Origin of the sequence: Furfurilactobacillus siliginis, assembly GCF_001437435.1 — a bacterium.
Lineage (GTDB): Bacteria > Bacillota > Bacilli > Lactobacillales > Lactobacillaceae > Furfurilactobacillus > Furfurilactobacillus siliginis.
Map to the genome: position 1 here is coordinate 97,923 of NZ_JQCB01000004.1, position 18,060 is coordinate 115,982.

General features: G+C 44.6%; 19 protein-coding genes. 7 read left to right on the top strand and 12 right to left on the bottom strand.

Annotated features, from left to right (window positions below; genetic code table 11):
• Nucleotides 1-22 precede the first annotated feature (22 nt).
• From IV55_RS04095 to IV55_RS04115, 5 genes are all read right to left on the bottom strand, one after another.
• Nucleotides 23-424, bottom strand: a complete 402-nt coding sequence (locus IV55_RS04095; protein WP_057809651.1) for a DUF3021 domain-containing protein — start codon at nucleotides 422-424, stop codon at nucleotides 23-25.
• A gap of 9 nt (nucleotides 425-433) precedes the next feature.
• The gene (locus IV55_RS04100) at nucleotides 434-892 is read right to left on the bottom strand and encodes a LytTR family DNA-binding domain-containing protein (protein ID WP_057809653.1); all 459 of its coding nucleotides are present in this window, start codon (nucleotides 890-892) and stop codon (nucleotides 434-436) included.
• A gap of 40 nt (nucleotides 893-932) precedes the next feature.
• Nucleotides 933-1,826 (bottom strand): ABC transporter permease, encoded by an 894-nt coding sequence (locus IV55_RS04105; protein WP_057809655.1) that lies wholly within the window; start codon nucleotides 1,824-1,826, stop codon nucleotides 933-935.
• Nucleotides 1,823-2,713, bottom strand: coding sequence for an ABC transporter ATP-binding protein (locus IV55_RS04110; protein WP_057809657.1), 891 nt, complete (start codon nucleotides 2,711-2,713; stop codon nucleotides 1,823-1,825). The genes IV55_RS04105 and IV55_RS04110 overlap by 4 nt, the downstream gene beginning before the upstream one ends.
• 183 nt (nucleotides 2,714-2,896) lie before the next feature.
• Nucleotides 2,897-3,262, bottom strand: coding sequence for a winged helix-turn-helix transcriptional regulator (locus IV55_RS04115; protein WP_057809659.1), 366 nt, complete (start codon nucleotides 3,260-3,262; stop codon nucleotides 2,897-2,899).
• 143 nt (nucleotides 3,263-3,405) lie between these two features.
• Here IV55_RS04115 and IV55_RS04120 point away from each other — a divergent pair, with 143 nt between their 5' ends.
• From IV55_RS04120 to IV55_RS04140, 4 genes are all read left to right on the top strand, one after another.
• Nucleotides 3,406-4,134, top strand: a complete 729-nt coding sequence (locus IV55_RS04120) for an SDR family oxidoreductase (protein ID WP_057809661.1) — start codon at nucleotides 3,406-3,408, stop codon at nucleotides 4,132-4,134.
• A 401-nt stretch (nucleotides 4,135-4,535) separates the two neighbouring features.
• Entirely contained in the window at nucleotides 4,536-5,714 is a 1,179-nt protein-coding gene (locus IV55_RS04130; RefSeq protein ID WP_057809665.1) for a VanZ family protein, read from the top strand.
• Between the two features lie 9 nt (nucleotides 5,715-5,723).
• The gene (locus tag IV55_RS04135) at nucleotides 5,724-6,770 is read left to right on the top strand and encodes a YdcF family protein (protein ID WP_057809667.1); all 1,047 of its coding nucleotides are present in this window, start codon (nucleotides 5,724-5,726) and stop codon (nucleotides 6,768-6,770) included.
• A gap of 35 nt (nucleotides 6,771-6,805) precedes the next feature.
• The gene (locus IV55_RS04140) at nucleotides 6,806-7,723 is read left to right on the top strand and encodes a magnesium transporter CorA family protein (RefSeq protein WP_057809668.1); all 918 of its coding nucleotides are present in this window, start codon (nucleotides 6,806-6,808) and stop codon (nucleotides 7,721-7,723) included.
• A 383-nt stretch (nucleotides 7,724-8,106) separates the two neighbouring features.
• Here the strand turns inward: IV55_RS04140 and IV55_RS04145 are convergent, their stop codons facing one another.
• The 5 genes from IV55_RS04145 to IV55_RS04165 are packed head-to-tail and all read right to left on the bottom strand — an operon-like array spanning nucleotide 8,107 to nucleotide 11,373.
• Nucleotides 8,107-9,084, bottom strand: coding sequence for a linear amide C-N hydrolase (locus IV55_RS04145; protein ID WP_057809671.1), 978 nt, complete (start codon nucleotides 9,082-9,084; stop codon nucleotides 8,107-8,109).
• Nucleotides 9,085-9,086: 2 nt separating this feature from the next.
• On the bottom strand, nucleotides 9,087-9,713 hold the full coding sequence (locus IV55_RS04150; RefSeq protein ID WP_057809673.1) for a TMEM175 family protein: 627 nt from the start codon (nucleotides 9,711-9,713) through the stop codon (nucleotides 9,087-9,089).
• Nucleotides 9,713-10,180 carry a MerR family transcriptional regulator gene (locus IV55_RS04155; protein WP_057809675.1) on the bottom strand — a complete coding sequence of 156 codons (468 nt, stop codon included), beginning with the start codon at nucleotides 10,178-10,180 and terminating at the stop codon, nucleotides 9,713-9,715. The genes IV55_RS04150 and IV55_RS04155 overlap by 1 nt, the downstream gene beginning before the upstream one ends.
• Nucleotides 10,181-10,197: 17 nt before the next feature.
• Complete coding sequence (locus IV55_RS04160; protein ID WP_057809676.1) at nucleotides 10,198-10,686, bottom strand: GNAT family N-acetyltransferase; 489 nt, start codon at nucleotides 10,684-10,686, stop codon at nucleotides 10,198-10,200.
• 27 nt (nucleotides 10,687-10,713) lie between these two features.
• Nucleotides 10,714-11,373, bottom strand: a complete 660-nt coding sequence (locus IV55_RS04165) for a histidine phosphatase family protein (RefSeq protein ID WP_057809679.1) — start codon at nucleotides 11,371-11,373, stop codon at nucleotides 10,714-10,716.
• 207 nt (nucleotides 11,374-11,580) lie between these two features.
• On the opposite strand from IV55_RS04165, the gene IV55_RS04170 reads away from it, so the two are divergent.
• Nucleotides 11,581-13,668, top strand: coding sequence for an LTA synthase family protein (locus IV55_RS04170; protein WP_057809681.1), 2,088 nt, complete (start codon nucleotides 11,581-11,583; stop codon nucleotides 13,666-13,668).
• Nucleotides 13,669-13,819: 151 nt separating this feature from the next.
• Here the strand turns inward: IV55_RS04170 and IV55_RS04175 are convergent, their stop codons facing one another.
• Complete coding sequence (locus tag IV55_RS04175; RefSeq protein WP_057809683.1) at nucleotides 13,820-15,079, bottom strand: CPBP family intramembrane glutamic endopeptidase; 1,260 nt, start codon at nucleotides 15,077-15,079, stop codon at nucleotides 13,820-13,822.
• A 200-nt stretch (nucleotides 15,080-15,279) separates the two neighbouring features.
• Entirely contained in the window at nucleotides 15,280-15,894 is a 615-nt protein-coding gene (lepB, locus tag IV55_RS04180; RefSeq protein WP_057809685.1) for a signal peptidase I, read from the bottom strand.
• A gap of 185 nt (nucleotides 15,895-16,079) precedes the next feature.
• Here lepB and IV55_RS04185 point away from each other — a divergent pair, with 185 nt between their 5' ends.
• Together IV55_RS04185 and IV55_RS04190 are read left to right on the top strand one after the other, a co-directional pair.
• Nucleotides 16,080-17,237, top strand: a complete 1,158-nt coding sequence (locus IV55_RS04185; protein ID WP_057809687.1) for a low temperature requirement protein A — start codon at nucleotides 16,080-16,082, stop codon at nucleotides 17,235-17,237.
• Between the two features lie 86 nt (nucleotides 17,238-17,323).
• Entirely contained in the window at nucleotides 17,324-17,881 is a 558-nt protein-coding gene (locus IV55_RS04190) for a hypothetical protein (protein ID WP_057809689.1), read from the top strand.
• The last annotated feature ends 179 nt before the right edge of the window (nucleotides 17,882-18,060 follow it).

Consider the following 18,060-nt stretch of genomic DNA (forward strand, 5'->3'; position numbering starts at 1 on the left):
ACACTCTCATTTACTTTGGGTACTACCGGTTGCGACGCGTTTGTGCCAGCCGCCGATTAATTCGCCGCAATGTCACTAATTGATCCGCCTCAAGCACCAACCAAATCAGCAAGTACGCAATCACAATCGGCAAGGTTCCTTGCTGAATCGCTGTCTGCCACGTAAACCACTGATTGTAGACCCCTGTAAAAAGCACTAAACCAAACGTCCCCACCGCATGAATCAACAATGCAACCAGTGGCTTTAAGCGCTCAACCTGAAAAATCAGCGACAAGAGACCAATCAGCACACTCATTAGCATCACGCTAATAACTTCAGTTCGCGAATAGACAACATTAAAGTTACCTGGCACCAGTGAAAATAGTAAGTATGTCGTTGATCCAATACATAATCCATATAATGCATGATGAATAACTGTCTTCATCTCTTTCACCTACAATCCCAAATATTCTTTAACAGCGCCCAAATATTTACGGCTGACATTTTCTTTAACACCCGTTGTCATAATAGCCGTCATGTTGCCTGAAAAGCCGCTTTCTAATGAAGCTAAATAGTCCATATTAATTGCAACGCCACGCGAAATTTGTACGAATTTCGCGTGGTTCAACTGCGCTAATACTTTATACAAGCGTTGCCTGCTGGTATACGTCGCCGTGGTTGTCACAATCATTAGCACCTCGCCTTGTACTTCTAGCGCAACTACTTCCGCATCATGAATTACCGTAATTCGGTCACCATCACTGGCAGTCAAAACGGCTTGTGGTGTGTGCGACGAAAAATCATTCAGATAATCCATCACGGCATGGACTTTTTGATCGTACTCGTTGGCACGAACCGTCACTTCGATTACATCAGTATCGATGCTAGATTCACTTTCAAACCGAATTTTCATGCGTTGTTCTCTCAGTCTTCCCATTAGCTTTAAACATCGCTTAGAGCGTGTTATTACCGTTATTGTAACGCACCCGACGTAATCGCAGCTCCGGCAACCAACTTTTTACCAAAACAACCAGTATCGCTAGCAAACCACAACCAATAAAAATCAACATTTCAGTCATAAAAGTGGTGGCACCAAAATGCAGGTTGTAGCCGACGCCAAGAACGTGTTCAAAGTGTGTTTGTATCTTTGTCGGCGCAGCAGAAAATGTTTGATCTAACTGAGGTGCCATCAGCGCTCTCCGATATAGCGAAGCTGAATAGGCACCTGGATAAAACTTAATCAATGTTTGTGCCTTGTCTGGTAAGTCGCCAATCGGCACGTAAATCCCCGATAAAAAACCACTAAGCGTTCCAATAATCGTTTCAAATGTGGACAGTGAATTGCGTGTTTTAAACAGGCTGACTAATAAACCATTCAGACAAGCAGCTACAATCGCATTGATGAAAATCAGCCCAACGACTTTCACGATTGTACCGGCGGTTAAAACAAGGTTATCCGCCCAGCCAAAATACAACATATCCACGCCAAATACGACTAACTGCATCAGGATTCCAATGATGGTTGCACTTAAGAAATAGCCCATCTGTCGCACAAATGGCGATACCGGCGTGATTTCGAAATCGACTGCTGCGTGTTCTTGATCGTCCACTAATTGTCGCAGACCACTCAGGGTTGTGGTCATCGCCGTTACTGCTAGCATGCCGCCAATCAGCCATGGATCAAGTAACTTTTGAGCATGGGGCACTGCTGACCACGCTGCTAACATATTCTGTTTCAGGAAGATCACGTAAAGTCCTAACACAATGAGTGGCCCCAACACGGAGAAGAATACCCCCGCACGGTTTTTGAAAAAGAGTTTTAAATTTCGTTCTAAGATTGCGGTCATCCCCGAATCTCCCTTCCCGTTAATGCCAAAAAGACATCATCCATACTCCCTTTGTGATATTCAAAATCTTGTATCTTTGCCTGTTGACTACTTAAAAAGTCAATTGGTGACTGTTCACTCGGCATCTCAATAGTCTCAGTCCCGTGCTGTGGATCGAAATGATGGTGCCAGTTAGTCGGTATCGTTAATATCTGATGCTGACTTGGCCAGACGACCAACTCGCTGTGCGTATATTGTTGCTTCAAAACTTCTGCAGCACCGTGCGCGATGATACGCCCTTGGTCTAAAACATATACATCATCGGCCGCTTCGGCTTCCTCTAAGTAATGCGTTGTCAAAAACACCGTTAAGCCGTCTTGCTCGCGCATTTCCTGAAGAATCTTCCAAATGACAGCCCGCGTTTGAATATCCAGCCCGGTCGTTGGTTCATCTAAAAATAGAATGCGTGGTTTATTCAACAAGGCACGAGCGATATCAACACGTCGTCTTTGACCACCCGATAAAGATCCATAAGCTTGTTTCGCAAATTCAGCGGCGCCTACACGCGTTAGGAGGTCATCAACACGTTGTCGTGAAACGTCCGGATATAAGCGCGCACGCAGCCGTAGATTATCGCGAACAGTCAGCCGACTATCTAATACACTTTCCTGAAAAACGATGCCAATGTCTTGGCGCATGTCTTTTAATCGGTTTTTACCATTAATTGTAAAAAAGCCTGAGCTCGGCTGACTGAGCGTGGTCAACATCCGAATCGTTGTCGATTTACCTGCACCATTAGGGCCGAGAAAAGCGACTAAACTACCCGCCATCACGTGTAAGTTGACGTCATTCACGGCAATATGTTGCCCATAATGTTTTGTTAAATGTTCCGCTGTTAAAATTTCCATTCTCATTGCCTCCTGTTGAATAAAATCAGTTTAGACTGATCTCTCACAGGCGTCTGACCAAAACCGGTATGTCGTGCCGGTGAGCAGGTAAGTGGTTGATTCCAGTCGCTGAAATCCTCCCGAACTCAAAAAAGGGTGCCACGAGAAGCTTTCCGCTCTTCGTGACACCCTTACACTATTTACCTATTCATCACACAGTGAACGCTCAATCAATGCTGGGTCAATATGCTCGTCGCCCCAGTCACAAATGGCATCTAGCACCGGAATCAAAGACTTCCCTTTGCTTGTCAGCTGATATTCAACGTGTGGTTGTGCCGTTTGAAAGTCATCACGGGTGATTAGCCCGTCGGCTTCTAATTCGCGTAACTGATTCGTTAACGTCTTGTGCGAGACGGCTTCAATATGATGCTGTAGGTCCGCAAACCGACGCCGACCTTCCTCAGCTAATTCATAAAGAATCATGATTTTCCATTTCCCCTGAATCATTTGCATCGTCGCATCAAATTCATTTAAAAATTGTGGTTCAGTGGTAGTTGGTCGTGCTTGCATGTCAACATCCTTTCATGGCACACTTGGCGTAGTTACCTTAAGGTGCGTACTTTTCGTTTTCAATGACACCTATTATACTGTCTTATGTCGCAAAAAGCTCACGTTGAACTTTAATTAAGAAATATTCTCGGAGGAATTTTAAAATGAAACCACTTGTTGTAATTACTGGTGCTAGCTCTGGTTTTGGTGCAGAAATCGCCAAACAATTTAACGCTGACGGCTTTCCAATGTTGTTATTGGGACGTCGGACTGACAAGATTGAAGCCTTAGCTAAAGACTTTGATAACGTTATGATCGAATCAGTCGACGTAACTGACTATGCCCAATTTGAAACAGCGATTCGTAAGGCTGAAGCCAAATATGGCAAAACTGATTTGTTGGTTAACAACGCTGGTTTGATGTTGTTAGGCAACGTTCAAAACCAAAGCCCTGCTGAATGGCAAACAATGTTAAACACCAACGTAATGGGTGTTTTAAACGGTACGCAAATCGTCTTGAACGACATGCGTGAACGCGAACACGGTACCATCTTGAACATGTCTTCATTAGCAGGTAAGAAGACATTCGTTAACCATGCTGCTTATGTTGCCTCAAAATTTGGTGTCCACGGTTTATCAGAAACTGTTCGTGAAGAAAGCGCCGCTAAAAACGTGCGTGTCATGATGGTTGCACCTGGTGCTGCTGAAACTGAATTACTGACACACGTAACGAGTGACTCAGCTTTGACTGACTACAACGCATGGAAGGAAACTATGGGTGGTTTAACCCTGGATCCTAAACATGTTGCTGAAACAGTTAAGTTTATGTACGACATGCCACAGGAAGTAAACATCCGTGAAGTCGACATCGCAGCAACAAAGCAAGACGCATAAATCAGAGAGTGAACCAACCCGGGTATGATCCGAGCAATTGCAGGAGCGGTGGTTGTGGGCGTTCTTGGCCCACGAACAGCGATCAGGCAATGCACAGGATTATGGGTTGGTGAACTCGTTTTAGATCAGAGAGCGAACCAACCTGCTCTGAATCCGAGCACTGACAAGTACGGCAGTAGTGGCTTTAGCCACGGATGGCGGACAGGTCAGGCACAGCGATTCAAGGTTGGTGAGCTCGTTTCCACTATATAAAAGCAAAGCACCACCCAAAAACCAGTAATCCCTTCTCCTCAAGAAGTCGATTACTGGTTTTTTTACGCCACTTTTCCCAACCGTCCACGTGTCTCACACCCAGCGTGGTACAATTAATCCCATGACAACGACCATTCTGGAGGTGTCCAATGCTACATCAATTCTTCGAACCCATTCAAATTGCCATTATTTTATTTCCACTGATTGCCATTGGTATGGCACTTCCACTATTTGCCTATCACTATCACCGTTATGGTGCTATTTCACGCTGGCAAGTATTCGTTAACTACAGTTTTTTCTTCTATTTACTTTGTGCATACTTTTTAATCATTCTGCCGTTGCCAACTAGAAGTGCAGTTGCAGCATTAACAACGCCAAAATATAATCTACATCCCCTCTTGGTTTGTCACGCGTTTCGCGAAACTGGGTTCAGTCTAGCAAACACTGCGACTTGGATACCAACGTTGCATGCGCCTGGTTTCCAGCAGCCATTCTTCAACGTTGTGCTGACTATGCCATTTGGGTTTTACTTACATTATTATTTCAAGCGCGGCATCATTAGTTCAATTCTATTATCATTTTGCCTCAGCTTATTCTTTGAGCTCACACAATTAAGCGGTTTGTATGGATTGTACGTACGTCCATACCGGCTCTTCGACGTTGACGATCTATTGTTAAACACAACTGGTGGCACTATCGGTTGGCTGATTGCCCCATTTTTCACATGGCTATTACCAAGTCGTGAAAAAATTGCCGCTGCCAATGCTAAACAGGCCACACGGGTTGGTTTAATTCGTCGCTGGACGGCCTTTTTAATCGATTGGCTAATCATCGGTGTGGCTGCACTATTCGTCTATTTAATCGGTGAACTACTCGGCTTTGAAACATCACTAACACTATGGGTTTCACTGGGTGTCCTAATCTTCATCCTGTTACCTGAGGGTTTATTCAACGGCCGCACAATCGGACTACGCGCCGTCCATTTACAAATTCAAACTTTGAAATGGCAACGCCCTTCTTGGTCCCAAGTGATTATTCGCAATGTGGTTTGTTACGGTGCGTTGATTTTACTGTTTAACAGCTTCAGTGCTTTGCTCAATAATGAAGCCAATCTGAGTGCACATCCCTTTGTCGTGGGCGGCTTTATGATCTTAGCGATTGCTTGTTTCATCGATTTTATTCTGGCGCACACAATTAAAGCCTATCCAATGCTATTTGAACGACTCAGTAAGACGACCACTATCTCATCATTTAATGGTGGTCAGCAGCCTGAGCCTGCCGAAGAAACGGACAAACTATCCCGCTCCACTCGTCATCAAACTCATTAAGGAGATTCCATGTTTTCACTTACCCAAGTCACAAACTTCTTAATCTATTTTCCAGGAACGACCTTTATTCTCGCCGTAACACTCGCAATTTTAGGATACCGTAAAGAGCCACGACGTTTACTGAATGCCTGGTTTCTAGTTGTTGGTGCCACTATTTTATTAGGGATGCCAATTATTCTGCTAGCCTCATTATCTGACACTCACCAAATTGGCTGGCTTATCTTAAGTGGCCTAGCTACATTTGCGCTTGGTATCGGCTTGGCCGACTGGCTTATGCTCGGTGCTTGGCACTTCAATGGACTTCACCAACACTTCAGAATTGTCACCTTAATAAGTATCCTGTTAGGTTTTGGGCTCGCCATTCTACCAACTTTACGCGCGGCCATTTGGCCAATTAATTTAATTACGCCAATGCGCTATGTCAACACAGGCTTAATTCTCCTAGGTAGCTATATGGTTATCACAATTTTAGATTTTCTCGTTGCCACATGGACATACCCCAGACATCATGAATTAAATGGCGAACACTATCTGATCATTTTGGGTAGTGGCTTACGGAATGGCAACCAACTCTCAAAGTTGCTGCAGGCACGTGTTGACAAGGCATTAGCCGTTGCCAAAGCGTCTCATCAAAAGGACGGTTCATGGCCAGTTTTAATTATGTCAGGCGGTCAAGGCGTAGATGAAACAGTCACCGAGGCTAGTGCGATGGCTGAATACGCTAAACAGTCTGGTTATTTAAATGAAAATATTCGTTTAGAAGAAAAATCAACCAGCACTTTTGAAAATCTACAGTATGCAATTGATGTGATTCATGAACCACATCCGACCATTGAATTTGTGACCAGTAATTTCCACGTCTTTCGTGCCAGTGTGCTAGCGGCCAACCTTAAGCTCACGAGCCAGGGAATTGCTGCACCAACCGGCTCGCATTATTATCTGCGTGGACTAATCCGCGAATACGCGGCATTAACCTGGCTTCACCGCGTTCGTCACTGGGTTGCTTTAGCACTTATTATCATTTTAACGATTGTCATCCCCTGGTTTTACGGATAGACACACCGTTCACTTACTTGAAGGGATATTTTAGTATGCTGACACCAATTGAAATTAATAATCGTTTTGAATGGGTCGATGTGCAGGATGAAAATGATTCTGAACACCAACGCTTGATTCGAAGTTACAAACTCACTGAGGAAATGTATGGTTATGCGACCGACCCCAGTGAACGTGCCCGGATTGAATTTGACAAAGATGGTGGTATTTCACTCATTATTTTCAATGTCATCACCGATGAATCACCTGAGCAAGCAACTGCCCCGGTCGGCTTTTTGTTCAAAGGCAAACGTGTCTTCACGTTTACTAGTGGCGATACAAATTACGTTCATAATCTGGTGATTAATTCCTCATCCAGCCTAAAGTTACCTGTGATTGAAGAGCAAGAACCAATTGATGCCATCTTAGGTCTGATGTACAAGCTAACGACAACATACTTAGATAAAATCAACGCAATTGACCGGCGGCGGGCTAAGATCCAACAGAATTTGAAAATCAATCCAGAACACAGTGCCATTAATGAATTAATGGATTTAGAAACGAAGCTGGTTTACTACTTAACTTCCCTAAAAGCGAATACAAGCATGCTGCAAGACCTACAGCGCACCCCTGTTGTCCCAGTTAACGATGACCAACGTGAACACATCACAGACATCGTGGTTGAATCTCAACAAGGACTAGAAATGGCACAGATGGCCTCAGAAGTGGTCGAACGTGTCTCAAACGCATATTCAAAGTTGATTGATAACAACTTGAATAACACCATGAAATTTTTAACGGCCTATTCCATTATCATGACGGTTCCGACCATCGTCTCCGGCTTCTTCGGCGAAAATGTAAAGCTACCATTTGAAACCCACCAGTTCGGCTGGCAAATAACGGTGCTAATCATGGTGCTGCTGGGCTTTGCAGTATATCTGGTACTGAGACATTATAAATTTTTCGATAGGTAAAAGATCAGAGAGCGAGCCGATCTGGTCTGAATGCGAGCAATTGCAGGCAGGGCGGTAGGCGTCGTGCAACGACACCGGACGGTCGGCAGGCAATGCACAGCATTCAAGGTCGGCGAACTCGTTTTAGATCAGAGAGTGAGCCGACCTGGGTTGGACTTGAGCACCAACAGACAGGGCGGTAAGGGCTTTAGCCCTGGACGGTCGGTCTGTTGGGCACAGAGTCCAAGGTCGGCGAACTCGTTTCCACCATATAACAGCAAAAAACACAAACAGGGGCTGCGACAAATACAACTTGTTGCAGACCCTGTTTGTGTTTACGAACCATAAAAACGCGGGGCATAAGCCAGGTCCCTGCGCAACCTATCAAATTATCCCCCGCTCTCTCATTTAACCGACGTCACCGTCAACGCATCTGTCACATCATAAAATACCGGCTGCGTCCACGCCAACATATCATCCGTCAATTGTAGTTTTACGATGCTCTCCCTATTGTAGGGTTCAAAGTAAAACGTCCGACTCTCACACGCGGCGGCTGCACGATAAACCGAATACGTTTGCTGGTGATCCGTATTCCGTGGCACTGCAACACCATCCAGCAGATGCCAACTACTGATAATGGCACCATCTTCATCCAGTGGTTGATTGGCACGTTCTTTGAAATAAGCTGCTCGAATAAAACGCGAAGAAGGTGAATAGGAACCTGGCGGAATTGACTTCCCTGACAAGTTGCCAGTAGTTACTTTGGCAGTGTTTAACGGTACCTGCCCAGCTAAAAAGTCCGGCGTGAATTCCATGTATGTCTGAAGCCGTTCAATTTGTCGTTCAAAATTCGGAACATTGGTTAAAACACCTAAGGGATTATTAACGACGCGCATTGGCAGCTCGGTTGGCTCAATTGCCACCATTCGACCGGTCTTATCAGCTACCGCAAAATGAAGCTCAGATTGCCCATATTTACGGTCACTAAAGGTATCGGCCATCAGTTCAACTTCATCAATATGTGCTTCCACATCTGCGACTGAGCGAAAGTTGCCCAGTAACCAGAATTGGAATTCATAGGGTGCCAACTGAACAATATCATTGCGCCGAGCTTCGGCATGCTGCGACCCGTTGGCAAACGTCAGCTTCTGCGCAGTCAGTCCCCACTCGTTCACACCCTCAGAAAGATCGATACGATTTTTCAATTGAAAACCACTACCAACCAGCGCGTATTTATTCACGTGTTCCTGATGATCAAAATCACTTTGCCAACTGTAATTACGGGGAACAAATACTGGTCGATTATCCATTGTTGACCAATCCATCGTCCTGGCTAAAACATGCGTGCCATCAACTGCAATTTGAAAAATACTGGTGCACATGACTATTCCTCCACCGCCGCGTCTTGTCGGCGGTTACGGCTCAAATGTAGATAGGCAATAAAGTGAAATGTAATTCCGGCTAGTAACAAGAATCCGCCGACCCAGTTCGACCAAATTGATGTAATGATGGCTAGTCCATACAATGTCACAGAACGGATGGGGTCCAGCTTAATACTCTTATCAAACACAAAGTGCTTCTCATCCATCATGTCCTGATGATTATACAAATAGCGATACATCAAGATGTACACAGCTGAAATAAAGAATGCGACAGCCGAATATATCATGAACGCCACCCGAATATCCGCCGCGTTTCGCTCTGCTAAAGCAGTCGCAACTAAACTCATTGGATAATCCAGCAACGTAATACTAAACATCGATAGCAAGTTAATTAAATTCAGCTTTCGATCAATAACTTTCAAGCTAGCAAAGTAATCATGATGAAACAACCACAGCGTACCTACATAGAAATAGGACACACTATACGCCAAAAATTCTGGCCATTGATGAATCAACGCCATTGCGAGGTGGCCTTGATGATACTCTGGCACATGAAATTCCAACACTAAAATCGTAATTAGAATCGCAAATACACCGTCACTAAACGCTTCTAAACGTGCCTTTGACATCACTTTCCAGTCGCCTCTTCTCCAGCGGGACGCACAAGATATTCCACATGATGGTCTTTACTGCGTGCATATAATCGCTGTGTATGCTCAGCATCCAGAAAGCCCAAGTCCAACATGTCCTGGTTATCAACTTCAGCAATACCATGATAAGCATCTAACAAAAAGTTGCGAATACCATCTGCCTCTGCCATTAATGCTGCCGTTCGTTCCACTGCCGCCGCTAAGGTGTACCCCTCATCTTGCATTGACTTGATACCGGACACACGTAAAAAAGTGTCGTATCCATAAACACGTTGCGCCTGTTCATCGGCACGCTTCTTGGGTTCGATATACCCCTTTGACTCCCAATAACGCAGTTGCCGCGTCGAAACCCCAGTCATTTTGCTAATTTGACCAATGCCAAAAATCAGGTTGGCTGTACTGAAGATTTTTCCATTGGCTGCTTCTCGTAATGTTGCTCGCTCCAAACTGTCGCCCCCCGACGTTAATCTTCTGGCACTAATTCCTTAATCATTTTACGATGCCAAATGTTAGCTTCTAAAAATGGCTGTCCGTAGGCCTCAAACTCTTGCTTGGCATAGAAGCTGACCGCCGTCTCTTGTGCTTCTAAATATAAGCTTTTGTATCCAGCTGCCTTTGCATCTTTCGTAATTTGATCCATCAACGCCTGGGCAAATCCCTTGTGCCTTGCCCATTCGATTGTGGCAACTCGTTGAATCTGTAACAGATCTTTATCCAGCTTCGTAACCCGTGCTGTCACAACTGGCGTACTCCGGTCATAGCCGACGTAATGGGTGGCCGCCTCATCCCCACCGTCTAGCTCCAATTCACGATCAATTCCTTGTTCGTCGACAAAAACAGCCAGTCGAACAGAAACCGCGTCATCATGAACTGGATTATCAATCCCTTGTTCCTTTTTAATATCCAATGTTGCGGCGGCCTTTTTCTTCTTACCCCAGTTAAACAAACCCATTAACCTTAAACTCCTTCTCAATTTACCTTATTTTTCGTTGTAGCTTAACACTGAAATCCCTTTGTCCGTTAGTGCTAATTTCGTCACACTACCATTAGCGGGGCGTTCGCTCAAGTCAAACTGTCCACCACCATAGCGCTCCATGAGACTCAACAATGTATTCCCATGACTGATCACTAGGACATTATCACCGTCAGACAACTCACTGTTAGCACGAATCATGGCAAATCCCTGGTCAACACGTGCCCAATACTCGTCGTTACTTTCTGCATCGTGAAATGGATCTGCGGCTTTCATCATGTCTTTTGATTCAGCAATCGACCGCTTTGCTTCGATCTCCTTGAAGCTTGTTAATCCATGAGGACGTCCAACTTGGTCCCAGACAAAATTAATGTTGTCGCCTTCAAATGAACCGTAGAATTGCTCACGGAAAAACAGGCTGCTGACCGGCTGCTTAACGTCTGAAACTTGGTTAGCCGCCAAAATTTCTGCAGCTGTTTGCTGCGCCCGCGTTGTGTCGGAACAATATGCCGCGGCAAAAGAAACATGTGCTAATCGTGTGCCGGCGTCTTTTGCATCAGCTAACCCCTTGTCGGTCAACGGCGAATTACTCCACCCTTGTAGCTTGTTATAGATATTAAAGTACGTCTGTCCGTGTCGAACCAAATATAAAGTCACGTCTGCCATATCCGTAGCCTCCATTAATTCAGTATTTATCTACATTATACACGACCCTCTATGACATAAACGGCGAGTTAAACTTTCCCTAAGCTCCCGTCACACCATCCACGAATATTTGGGTGGCGTGGTACACTGTATAATATATTTTTTGCAGCTATTATCAGTCACCGCATCAATTTACCAGGTGATTAATTAAACGAGGTTACTCATTTCATGCACAAGCTACAGGCAAAACTAAATACGCGTATCGGCCTTTTTTGGCTGTTGATGGTTGTCTTCTGGGCAAAAACAATGTTGGCCTACTTCGCTGATTTTCATTTAAGTGTTAGTAATCCATTGCAAGGCTTCATCCTATTAATCAACCCTCTCGGAACGAGTCTGTTGCTTTTCGGGCTTGCTTTTTTCGCACGGCGCGCACGCTTTTTTTATCCAATCTTGGCGCTAACCTACATTTTGAACACCGTGTTATTGTACTTAAACGTCATTTACTTCCGTGAGTTTACGGATTACATGACAGTCTCGACCATGACTGGATATGACAAGGTTAACCAAGGACTATCCGGTAGCTCATTGGCTTTAACAATGCCCCATGACGCACTCTACTGGGTCGACATTGTGATCATCGTGTTGCTCTTCTTATTTCGCTGGCTTAAGTTCGACAAGCTTGCTTTACCGAAACGAACTGGGTTAGCAGTGACTTCATTTGCTTTGATGTTCATTACATTTAACTTGGCCATCAGTGAAGTCGACCGCTCGCAATTAATGACCCGGACATTTGACCGTTCATATGTTGTTAAATATCTAGGTCTCGATTTCTTTACCGCTTATGATGGCGTCAGCGAATGGCACACCTCCGCAATGCGTGCCGCTGCCACGAAGTCAGAATTAAACGATGTCACTAATTTCACGCAAAAGCACTATGCCGCCCCTGATAAGTCGATGTTTGGCGCCGCTAAGGGTCGCAACGTGATCATCATCCATTTGGAAAGTTTCCAACAGTTCTCGATTGATCAAAAAATTAATGGCAAAGAAGTCACCCCATTTTTGAACAGCCTGTATCATTCTAAGGATACTTACGGCTTCGACAATTTCTTCCATCAGGTCGGACAAGGGAAAACTTCCGATGCAGAAAACATGCTAGAAACTGGTACCTATGGCTTGCCTCAAGGCTCACTTTTTGCACAACTTGGCAGTGACGAGACCTTCCAAGCAGCACCTGCCATTCTGCAACAATCACCGGAACATTACACCACCGCTGTCTTTCACGGAAACGTGCCAAGCTTCTGGAACCGAAACAATGTTTATCCAAACCTTGGCTATCAATACTTCTTCGCACAACAGTACTACAATCACAGCGGTAACCGTTCAATGGGTTACGGACTGAAGGATAAATTACTGTTTGATGACTCCGTTAAGTACTTACAACACTTACAACAACCGTTTTATGCGAAGTATTTAACCGTTACTAATCACTTCCCCTTCAACCTAGACAAGGAAGACCAGGATCCAAACTTCAAAACGGCCGACACTGATAGTTCTGTCGTGAATAACTACTTCGTTACCAACCATTATCTAGATCAGTCCGTCGAAGAATTATTCAACTTCTTAAAATCATCTGGTTTGTACAACAAATCCATGATCGTCATTTACGGTGACCATTACGGTATTTCAAACTCAGAAAACAAATCCCTAGCATCCGTTTTAAATAAGGATCCTGACAACTGGACGAACTTTGATAACGCACAATTGCAGCGTGTTCCATTCATGGTGCACATTCCTGGTAATCATCACGGCAAGATCGAGCATCAATACGGTGGTGAAATCGATGTTGAACCAACCATTTTGCATTTGTTAGGAATCAACACCAAAAAGTATGTTCAATTCGGAACTGACTTGTTCTCAAAAGAGCACGATCAAGTCGTTGCCTTCCGAAACCAAGACTTCATCACACCTAAGTACACGTCACTGTCTGGCACCGTTTACGATAATGCCACCGGACAGGAAGCACAGTTAACTGCGGCGCAAAAGAAGCACGTCGATAAACAACAAAAGCACGTCGAAAATGAACTCAGCTTATCTGATTCACTGAACCAAAAGAATTTACTGCGTTTCTACAAACCAAAGGGCTTCACGCCAGTTGATCCAACACAGTATAAGTACGCAAAAGGGTTACAACAGGCTCAAAAGATTGAGCGTGATCGCGGTGTCGGGAGTACGTCGTTATACAGCCAAAACGGCAATAAATCCGTTGAAAGCCTGTATCATACCGATGCGCCTGAAGTCACCGATGATGGTCAATAATTATAAAAGAGAGTGAGACAAAAGTTGGGAAGTAGTCTGCACAGCGATTTGACTTTTGACGCACGTTTCCGCTATTGAAACTCAAAAAAACAACAAAGGGTCTGGGACATAATTATGTCTCAGACCCTTTGTTATACAGTATTGAATTTGATTAGTGTTTCAACCGCTTCTTCGCAGTTGAAATCGTTAAGTCAGGGAAATTTTCACGAACCGTCACACCACGTTTACCCGTTAACAGGAAAATCGCTGCTACGATGAACACAAGATTGATCGCCAACGTGATCTGCCAATCGAACGCGCCAGAAGGTGACGTCATCGACTGACTACCACTACTGACGAATTCAAGGCTGTCAACTCCAGCATGAAACAGAACCGGCCATAAAAAGCTCTTGGTGTACAAATAGATAGCTGCCAATAAACTACCAATTGCTGCCGCTGAAAGCACTTGATCCAACGTTGCTAATGCAGGTTGTCCACCTAGAATATTGGTTACATGCACCAAGCCAAACAACAAACTACTGATAATGACTGCCCAAGCGACAGGATGGCGGAAACGCCGGCATGCCTGCAACAACAACCCTAATACCGCAAACCGCATCAACCATTCTTCAGCGATCCCCGGCTCAATGCCACCTAAAATCATTTCTAATGTTGGTGCCTTCACATGAAAGGCGTAGGCATACCAGATGTTCTTCCATGAATCGCCGGTACTAAAGGCATTAAAAATAACGAACCACACAGAAATCAACGCGATTAAAATGAGTACCCACCATCTTGCTGATTTCGATAACCGAATTGACGGCCACGAAAAGCCCCAGCACTGCATGGCAATACCAATTGTCACGACAAAGGCAAGGGCACCCACAACACCACTCTCCGCAACCGTCACTAGCCAGTGGGAATACGTCAGCCCGCCGCCAGTGAGAACGTTTGTCGAAAAAACAATGTCAAAGAAACCAAAGAACAGCATGAGTAGCCGACCCAACAAGGATTGAATCTGACCCAAGGCAAACACTGCCATTGGAATAAACATCACCATGTAAATAACAAGGGCGCCAATCAGGAACGCATCACCTTGTACATTGACTTTCGCCAGCAGTCGTAATGCTTGTTGCAAAATTGTTGGTAGAAACGCAATTAAAATAATTGCTTGTAGATAATGATTGGTTCGATATAACCAGCGTTTAAACCGCCCCAACTCTGGCAACCGTTGTTCTCGCCGACTCAATAACCATAAGCCGAGCAAGAATAAAATGAGCAGTCCGCCTGCCTGAACGAGTGCGACAAGATGTTGCCCACCTTGTAAGTCCTGGATCCCCGTCCATGTTCCCATAATTGCGATTTCTAACACTAACTGAATTAAAAACCATCGCCGTAGCCATGGTCGTTCACGTAGTCGTTGTTCATCCATCACGCCACTCCCCCTCATCGAACGTTATTCTGCATAAATTGTACCGTACTCATAGAACTTTGTCTGTTTCAGATCTTTACCACCACAAAAAACACAGCTTCTGCAAAGAATCGAATCAGTCCGGCTGTCTCGCCGGATTAATACCTGCGACACTTGCCATAAATGCACCTGAACGATTACTGCAAAAACTGTGAATTTGATTACTTAACGTTGATTTCTTCGTGTTTAGCCGCCCATGGGTAAGCCTTAACGACACCCACGACCTTTTTCTTAGGCACAAATCCGTAATACCGACTATCATTAGAAACAGCTCGGTTATCCCCAAGCACAAAGTAACTATCCTTAGGAACCTTCGTGGCGCCAATGTTACGCGTCCAATTCTCATCATAACTGAGACTCTTTAACGTAAAGCCCTTATAGCCGTTACTACTATGTGGCAAACGACCGAGGGTTCCCGTCGTTTGTTGGTCCTTGCTGATATAACTTTGCGACACTTTCTTCCCGTTAATCGACAACGTTCCGTCGGCACCGTAATCAATGGTGTCGCCTGGCATTCCGATAACCCGCTTCACATACTTCACTTGTGGATCAGTTGCTTCCGGATCCACGCCATAAGCATTAAAAACGATTACGCGGTCATGACGAATGGGCGCCTGTTTAAAAGCCCACACCTTTTCATTATTGGTCAAATTGGGGAGCATTGATGGTCCGTCAACTCGTACGTGAGCAACAAACAGCCATTGAATCAAAAACGCAATTCCGGCACCAATAATAATTGGCCAGAGCAAACTCATAACTTTTTTAATGATGCGCACATCCTCTCACTTATGCTTAGGACTAGTCGCTAGTCCATATTTATTCTATTATACCGATTCTATTAAGGCGACGACAAGCAGCTTGGCTGACTGTAATAAAATTTTACATAACCCTTTCAGATATTCACAGTCGCTAGACACTGCTAAAATAAACCTTAGTAATAAGTGGAAAGGATACTTTTCTTATGCACACATCCGGATGGTGGCGCGCACCGCGTCAAATAACACATCAAATCAGTGATCGTAAAATTTCGTGGCTCGAGTTATTCTCAGACTTAGTGTACGTTGCAATTATTCATTTAGTTACCGTTAATCTTGCAACGCACTGGAATTTCATCGGCATTGCAACTTTCATTTTAGCTTTCACGCTCGTGTTTAACAGTTGGCAAAACATCACGTGGTTTTATGATCTACATGGTGATGACAGTTTACGCACGACCGTTTTGCTTCTTGTCCAGGTGATTGGTATCAGCTTGGTCGCAATTTTTCTACCCGCTATTTTCAGTGGCCACTGGCAAGGATTCATGTGGACCTACCTACTTGTACAAGTATTGATTACCTATTTATGGTGGTCAACTGGTCACTTTGATCCCGACCACCGAGTAACTTCATGGCCGTATGTCAGATTTTATGGTATCGCAACCATCGTATTGCTACTCGCGGCTATTTTTAATCAGCCAGCTTTCTCCGTTGCTGCCTTAGTGATAACCGGCGTTCTTGATTACGGCGCGCCTTTGTTTATGAGCCATCGCTTTGACCATGAATATACTGTTCGTAATTTACCGTTCGAATTATCAGGCGCCATGCTGGAACGCTATGGTCAGTTCACCATGATTGTTTTAGGGGAAGCATTAGCTGATATTATCGACCACGGCTTAGAGCACACCACGCTAAATTCACTCTTAACATTCGTATTGAGTCTCCTTTTCGTTATCAGTATCTGGTGGCTGTACTACATGCTAATGGATAACGTACATGTTGTCGGCAGTAACTTTCGAACATTATTGTGGTTCCGACTATTACACATGGTCTGGCTGCTCATCTTAAGTGGTCTTATTTTTAGTACCAGTTACCTTACTGACACCGACTTAACCCACATTCGCGGGTTGTTCAGTAGCCTAGCGATTACAACCTTGCTACTACTCCAGTGGTTAGCATCCTGGCCATTTAGCAAGCCAAGTCGTGCCACCATTGGCCGCAACATCTGCGTCATCGTCCTTTTGTTAATCGCCATGTGGCTTCCCGTTCTCGGACAATTAGTTCTGAGCAGTGGCGCCATTCTCTTATTTATTGGTGATCACGAACGACGAAGCAATCAGCTGCATTCAGTGAAAAATAAGTGAGCACTTCCTTTGCGCAAATATCATTCGGTGATTAAACTAATGGTGTCTTAAGAAACTGATTAGCAATAACGCGAAAGGATGATTACATGACAGAACAATTCGAAGCAGATTTAACACCTTTAAATGCAGAAAAGATTGGCTCAGCGGCACATGGTAAAGCAACTTTCACCATCGCTAATGATACCTTAACGATTCATATTTCAATGGACGACACCCCCGCTAACACCGAACACTGGGAACATTTCCACGGCTTTGCCGACGGTAGCGATGCACAAATTGCAACGGCTGCTCAAGACGTTAACGGTGATGGTTATGTGGACTTAATAGAAACTGGTGTCGTCTCTGGTACGACAATGGTCCCCTTCAACGATCAACCAGAAACACTCAACATCCCCACCGATACCTATCCAGTTTCTGATGCAAATGGTCATTTTGACTATACGAAGGAAGTACCCCTTCTAGAAATTGAAGATGAGTTTCGGCAAACATTCAAGGATCAGGAACTCGCATTAGACAAGCGGGTCGTCTACATTCATGGTGTACCGCAAAGCCTTGTGTTACCTGATAGTGTAGCCGGTGCAGTTGGTGATTATGATGCACATGTCACGTTGCCAATCGCGGTTGGTAAGATTCATAAGATCTAACAAGCACCTTTTTAAATCTCGCCCCAAAAAACGACCGACTTTTGGCGCACGTTTCAACTATTGAGGCTTAGAAAACAAAACAGTGGGTCTGTGGACATAACTAATTATGTCCACAGACCCACTGTTGTTTTCTGATTTTCAATAGCGGAAACGTGGGACAAAAGTCAAGTCGCTGTGCA